Consider the following 6601-nt stretch of genomic DNA (forward strand, 5'->3'; position numbering starts at 1 on the left):
CCCGAGCGGAACGGCTATTCCGGGCTTCGAAACAGCGTTAACGCCGCGTATTAGGACTGTACCGCGAGAGAGGGCTGGTGTACCTCCAGATCTCAACCCCGCTCGATGGGACGATAAGGAAATGGCGCAGAATTCAGGTCTGATGCAGGGCAGGCGCGGGGTGATCCTCGGCGTTGCCAACAACCGCTCGATCGCCTGGGGCATCGCCAAGGCATGCCACGCTGCCGGTGCCGAGCTCGCGTTCACCTATCAGGGCGACGCGCTGAAGAAACGCGTCGAGCCACTCGCTGCCGAGATCGGCGGCCTCGTGCTCGGCCATTGCGACGTCACCGACGCGGCGACCATCGACGCCGCGTTTGCGGTGCTGAAGGAGAAGTGGGGCAAGATCGACTTCCTGGTGCACGCGATCGCCTATGGCGAGCAGCTCGACGGCCGTTACGTCGACACCACCCAGGAGAACTTCAGCAAGTCGATGCTGATCTCCTGCTATTCGTTCACTGCGGTGGCGCAGCGCGCCGAGAAGCTGATGACCGACGGCGGCTCGCTCATCACGCTCAGCTACTACGGCGCCGAGAAGTGGATGCCGCACTACAATGTGATGGGCGTGGCGAAGGCGGCGCTGGAGGCCAGCGTGCGCTACCTCGCCGCCGATCTCGGCGAGAAGAACATCCGCGTCAACGCGATCTCGGCGGGACCGATCAAGACGCTCGCCGCCTCCGGCATCGGCGATTTCCGCTATATCCTGAAGTGGAACGAGTACAACGCGCCGATGCGGCGCAACGTGTCGACCGAGGACGTCGGTGGCAGTGCGCTGTATTTCCTCTCCGACCTGTCGCGCGGCGTCACAGGCGAGGTGCATCACGTCGATTCCGGCTATCACGTGCTCGGCATGAAGCGGCCCGACGCGCCCGACATCGCGCTGGGCGGGAAGGACTAACCTGCCGACCGCATGTCCGTGCCTACGATCTACTATCTTCGCCATGGCGAGACCGAGTGGAATGCGCTCGGGCGGCTGCAGGGCAACAAAGACGTTCCGCTGAATGCGCGCGGCCGTGGCCAGGCCGTGCAGGCTGCCGGCATCCTGGCTGATCTGTTCAAGCGCGATGGCCGCGACAAGGCGGCGCTGCCCTATGTGTCGAGCCCGCTCGGGCGCGCGCGCTCCACCATGGAGCTCGTGCGCGGCAAGCTCGAACTGCCGGCCATGGATTATTCGCTGGATGATCGCCTGCGCGAGATCGGCTATGGCAGCTGGGAAGGGCTGACTCTGGCCGAGAGCGAGGCCTTCGATCCCGAGGTCTATGCCCGCCGCCTCGCCGACAAATGGACGGTGGCCCCCGCGGGAGGCGAGACCTACGCGGCCGTGCAGCAGCGCATGCTCGACTGGTACGAGTCGCGGCTGGTCGACACCGTCGCGGTTGCCCATGGCGGCACCGCCCGGGCCCTGATGGTCGCCCTCGGCATCGAGACCCCGGCCAGCGCCGCGGAGCTCTATATCGAGCAGGGCGCCGTCTACGTGTTTCGCGATGGGCGGCTGGAGAAGTATAGTTAACCCCACACGCCGTCACTCGGGGCGCCCGAAGGGCGAACCTGGAATGACGGGAACAGGGTTGAACGCCGTGTCCCTGGGCGCTACCACAAGTCAGAACTGACTTACGAGCTAGAGACGGATGTCCTTCAACACCTTCGGCCACATGTTTCGCGTCACCACCTTTGGCGAGAGTCACGGGGTGGCGATTGGTTGCGTGGTCGACGGCTGTCCGCCGCTGATCCCGCTCACCGAGGCCGACATCCAGCGCGATCTCGATCGCCGCCGGCCCGGCCAGTCGCGCTTCACGACCCAGCGCCAGGAGCCGGACCAGGTCAAGATCCTCTCCGGCGTGATGGCGCATCCGGAGACTGGCGTGCAGGTGACGACGGGCACGCCGATCGGCCTTCTGATCGAGAACACCGATCAGCGCTCGAAGGACTATTCCGAGATCAAGGACAAGTTCCGACCCGGTCACGCCGACTTCACCTATGAGGCCAAATACGGCCTGCGCGACTATCGCGGCGGCGGGCGCTCCTCGGCGCGCGAGACGGCGATGCGCGTGGCTGCGGGTGCAATCGCGCGCAAGGTGCTGCCCGGTATGACCGTGCGCGGCGCGCTGGTGCAGATCGGTCCGCACAAGATCGATCGCGAGAAATGGGATTGGGACGAGATTGCGAAGAATCCGTTCTTTTGCCCCGATAAGGACAAGGCCGCATTCTTCGAGACCTATCTCGACGGCATCCGCAAGAGCGGCTCTTCGATCGGCGCGGTCATCGAGGTCGTCGCTGAGGGCGTGCCGGCCGGCCTCGGCGCGCCGATCTACGCCAAGCTCGATTCCGACCTCGCGGGCGCGATGATGACCATCAATGCCGTGAAGGGCGTCGAGATCGGCGCCGGCTTTGGCGCGGCCGAGCTCACCGGCGAAGAGAACGCCGACGAGATGCGCACCGGCAATGACGGCACGCGCTTTCTGTCCAACCATGCCGGCGGCGTTCTGGGCGGTATCTCCACCGGCCAGCCGGTCGTGGTGCGCTTCGCGGTGAAGCCGACCTCGTCGATCCTGCAACCGCGTCTGACGGTCGATCGCAAGGGCGCCGACACCGAGATCATGACCAAGGGCCGCCACGACCCCTGCGTCGGCATCCGCGCCGTCCCCGTCGGCGAGGCCATGATGGCTTGTGTTCTGGCCGACCACTTCCTGCGCGACCGCGGTCAGGTCGGGCGCTAGCTCATCGCGCTCTAAGGTCGCGCCACCAGTCCTCCGAGCAGCTTGACGGGCCTGCAACTTCGTCCGCAAATGCGGCCATGGAAAGCTCCGAGCTGCAGCGGATCACCAACTGGCTGATCGACGGCGCGAGGTCGTCGGGCGGGCCGGCCGAGATGGTCGCCGATGTCTGCGAGCATCTGGTCGGGGCCGGCCTGCCGCTGTGGCGGTTCGGCATCTTCATCCGCACGCTGCATCCTGAAATCTTCGGTCGTAACTTCATCTGGCGGCAGGGCGGGGAGGTCGAGGTCGGCACCGTCGATTTCGATATCCTGGATTCACCCGAGTTCGCCCAGAGCCCGCTTCGGATCGTGTTCGAGCAAGGGCTGGAGGTCAGGGGGCGCGCCGACGATCCCGACAGCAAGCGCTTTCCGATCATCAACGACATGCGCTCCGAAGGGGTGACCGACTACGTCGCGGTGCCGATGCCGTTTCTCGATGGATCGATCCACGCGACGAGCTGGATGACACGGCATCCCGGCGGTTTCAGCGATGACCACATCGCGACGATCCGGGCCATCATGGCGCCGCTTGCGCGCGTCAGCGAGATCGTCAGCCTCCGCCGCACCGCCGCGATGCTGCTCGACACCTATGTCGGCAACCGCGCCGGCGCGCGCATCCTCGGCGGCCAGATCCGCCGCGGCCACACCGACACCATGCAGGCGGTGATCTGGCTGTCGGATCTGCGCGGCTTCACGGCGCTGTCGGACCGGTTGCCGGCCGAGACGGTGGTCGAGATCCTCAACCAATATTTCGACTGCCAGGTGACCGCGATCCGGGGCCATGGCGGCGAAGTCCTGAAGTTCATGGGCGACGGCCTGCTCGCGGTGTTTCCAATCGACGAGTATGTCGGCGACGCCGCGCATGTCTGTGCGCGCGTGCTGGAAGCCGCGCGCGAGTCCCGCGCCAGCGTCGATGCCCTCGCATTCCCCGTCGGCGAGATCATCGAGCGCTTCCGCTTCGGCGTCGCGCTGCATGTCGGCAACATCCTCTACGGCAATATCGGCGGCGGCAACCGGCTCGACTTCACCTGCATCGGCCCCGCGGTCAATCTCGCGGCGCGGCTGGAGAAGATCGCCGGCCGGTTGGGGCGCACCGTCGTCGCCTCGGAAGGCTTTGCAAATGTCTGTCACCACGGCTGGCGCGAGCTCGGCGAGTTTCCGATCGCCGGGTTCTCGAAGGCGCAGCGCGTGTACGGGCTCGCCGAAGAAGCGCCGGTGGTGATGGCTTAGGGCATGTTTCCAGGAGCGAAGTCCGCTCTCCGAGGCGAAGCAGACCGAAACGTCAGGCTCAGACTAGGGCCGCAAGCATCTCGATCCGGCGCCGAGAGTTCGACAAGTGCGTTCGTATGGATCGGTTAAGTCCGGTTCGCCCCGACACATTGCCGCAACATTGGAAAAGGTATAGTGTTTGTCACTGCTCAGCCGGCTCGACATCCCGGCCTTTCGTTCGATCCCTGCATTGCGTCGCGAAAAGAGGAGCACAATCATGCCGATTACGACGCTGAAGGTATTGGCGAGCCTCATCCAATTGCATGGGCCAGGGGCAACCATTCAGAGCGACCATCAGGGTATCGACGCGTTGCTGAACGATCTGCGTGGACAGGGTGCGGAGCAAGGCGTTGTCTCCGACGAACCCGTGGCGACCCAGGCTGCTTTCAGGCGAGGCGGGTTCGCGAAAGGACCCAATGCAGGCGCCTTTCGTAGGGCGGCATACGCTCCGGGCGCAGGCGCGTTCCGCCGAGGGGGATTTGTTCGAGGGTACTAGGTACGTTTCCTCCAACTTGTCGCGGTATCGGCATGTCGGCTGAGGGGCCAGATTGCGTCGCCTTCCAGGATCAGCCGATCACGCAGCTGCTGGTCAAGGTCGCGACCAGATGCAACATCGACTGTTCGTATTGTTACTGGTTCCGCGACGCCTCCGTTTATAGCAAGCCAAAGCTGATGAGCCCTGATGTGCAGCATCGGTTGCTGCAACGCATCGAGGAGCACGTCGTCAGATACGCCCTCGTCGATTTTCCCATCGTTCTGCACGGCGGCGAGCCGCTGCTGTGGGGCGTCGAGAACTTCCACCGTTTTGCCGAGGCTTGCGATGCCATCTCATTGCGGACGGGCTGCGAGATACCCATCGCGGTCACGACCAATGGCGTGCTGATCGATGACGAATGGCTCGCTTGCTTCGAGGCCCGCAACATTTCGGTTGCGATCAGCCTGGACGGGCCGGCCCATATTCACGACCTCCACCGCAGGACGTTTCAGGGGACGGGCACCCATTCCGCCGTGGAACGCGCCGCTCGCATGCTGGTATCACGCAACATTGGCGTCATTGCCCTGGCCGTCTGCAATCCCGCTTACGCGCCGCAGCAATACGCCGATTTCTTCGCCGCGTGTGGAATCTCCAACTACGACATCATGATCCCTGACGCGACGGTGGATGAGAGGCCGCCATCCATTGCCGCCTTCTACAAGGGCCTGTTCGACCTGTGGCTGGAGGCAAATCGTACGACGCCGACGACCGATATCCGCATCATCTCCGACATGATCACCGCCCTGCTTGGCAACAATTCGCCGACCGAGGGCGTGGGTCACAAACCCGTTGAGCTTTGCACGGTGATGACCGATGGCACCGTGGAGGCCCACGATGTGCTGCGGATTGCAGGCGACGGTTTCACGAGCACCAGATTCAACATCTTCGATCACGCGATCGATGAGGTCAGGAATGAGCCTCGCTGGAAAGCCGCGCGCGATGCTTCAATCAATCTCTGTGCGAAGTGTCAGCAATGCAAGTTCATGAACGCCTGCGGGGGAGGATATCTTCCGCATCGTTTCTCCAAGAAAAACGGTTACGACAATCCCTCAGTCTATTGCGACGATCTTTATTCGATGTTTGAGAACATGCAATCCGTCTTGGAGAGCCATCTCTATGTCAGCAAGCCGGACGGGGGGCGCGTCAACGTGCGCGACACGCCGACGGGCGCCTAGTCGCGGCTGCTTCGTCGCAAGGCCTGCGCCGGTTTTACGGCATTGTCGATGATCTTTGGCGGGGATGCAAAGTCGGAAAACGCGCGCGACTATTCCTCCGGCTCCGTCGTGAACAGCAGCGGATAGCCCTTGGCGCGGCCGGCGTCCGTGGCGCGGGTGGCCTTGGTTTCGGCGACGTCCTTGGTGAACACGGCGACGACGCAGATGCCGAGTTTGTGCGCGGTGATCATGACCTTGTAGGCCTGATCTTCGGTCATGCGGAATTCGGCCTTGAGCACCATGGTGACGAATTCGCGCGGCGTGTAGTCATCATTGATCAGGATGACCTTGTGCAGCCGCGGCCGCTCGACCTTCGTCTTCGTCCTGGTTTTCGGCGTGGTGACGGTGTCGTTCATTCCGCCTCCTGAAACGGCGGGCCTTTCGGGTTCCTGCCGCGGCGCCTTAGCCTGCGGCTTTCTCACCATATTGCAGGACCTGCACCTTCTCCAAGGTGATCAGGCCGCTCGACATCATGCCATCCAGGATGGGCAGGAATGCATTGATGTTGTCCTCGCTGTCGACGATCTCGATCACGAGCGGCAGGTCTTCCGAGAGTCGCAGGATCTTCGAGGTGTGGAGCCGGCTCGACTTGCCGAAACCCATCGGTCCGCGCAGCACGGTGGCGCCGGCAAGATGCCGCTCGCGCGCCGTCGTCACGATCGCTTCATAGAGCGGCTTGCCGTCGTAATGGTCGCTCTCGCCGATGAAGATCCGGAGCAAAACTGCCTGTCTGGGAATTTGCATGATCAGCTCCTTTTCAACCGATTATAGCGGCTCGCCATCATATGG

Annotated in this window: 7 protein-coding genes; 5 read left to right on the forward strand and 2 right to left on the reverse strand. The window is 63.5% G+C overall.

Annotated elements, in window-relative coordinates:
* Positions 1 to 121 precede the first annotated feature (121 nt).
* The 5 genes from fabI to AXW67_RS19900 all read left to right on the forward strand — a co-directional run bounded on the left by fabI (position 122) and on the right by AXW67_RS19900 (position 5773).
* Positions 122 to 937: an enoyl-ACP reductase FabI gene (gene fabI / locus AXW67_RS19875; protein WP_063679211.1), complete on the forward strand. Its 816-nt coding sequence runs from the start codon at positions 122 to 124 to the stop codon at positions 935 to 937.
* Between the two features lie 12 nt (positions 938 to 949).
* Positions 950 to 1549 carry a histidine phosphatase family protein gene (locus AXW67_RS19880; protein WP_027554294.1) on the forward strand — a complete coding sequence of 200 codons (600 nt, stop codon included), beginning with the start codon at positions 950 to 952 and terminating at the stop codon, positions 1547 to 1549.
* Between the two features lie 118 nt (positions 1550 to 1667).
* Positions 1668 to 2756, forward strand: coding sequence for a chorismate synthase (aroC, locus tag AXW67_RS19885; RefSeq protein ID WP_027554295.1), 1089 nt, complete (start codon positions 1668 to 1670; stop codon positions 2754 to 2756).
* Positions 2757 to 2833: 77 nt separating this feature from the next.
* Positions 2834 to 4024, forward strand: a complete 1191-nt coding sequence (locus tag AXW67_RS19890; protein WP_063679212.1) for an adenylate/guanylate cyclase domain-containing protein — start codon at positions 2834 to 2836, stop codon at positions 4022 to 4024.
* 567 nt (positions 4025 to 4591) lie between these two features.
* A complete protein-coding gene (locus AXW67_RS19900) occupies positions 4592 to 5773 on the forward strand; it encodes a radical SAM protein (protein ID WP_063679213.1) in 1182 nt (393 codons plus the stop codon).
* A gap of 89 nt (positions 5774 to 5862) precedes the next feature.
* Here AXW67_RS19900 and clpS read toward each other — a convergent pair whose 3' ends face one another.
* Positions 5863 to 6168 (reverse strand): ATP-dependent Clp protease adapter ClpS, encoded by a 306-nt coding sequence (clpS, locus tag AXW67_RS19905; protein ID WP_027554299.1) that lies wholly within the window; start codon positions 6166 to 6168, stop codon positions 5863 to 5865.
* 46 nt (positions 6169 to 6214) lie between these two features.
* Positions 6215 to 6556 carry a DUF190 domain-containing protein gene (locus AXW67_RS19910; RefSeq protein WP_063679214.1) on the reverse strand — a complete coding sequence of 114 codons (342 nt, stop codon included), beginning with the start codon at positions 6554 to 6556 and terminating at the stop codon, positions 6215 to 6217.
* Positions 6557 to 6601: the final 45 nt, after the last annotated feature.

The organism is Bradyrhizobium neotropicale, from assembly GCF_001641695.1.
Lineage (GTDB): Bacteria > Pseudomonadota > Alphaproteobacteria > Rhizobiales > Xanthobacteraceae > Bradyrhizobium > Bradyrhizobium neotropicale.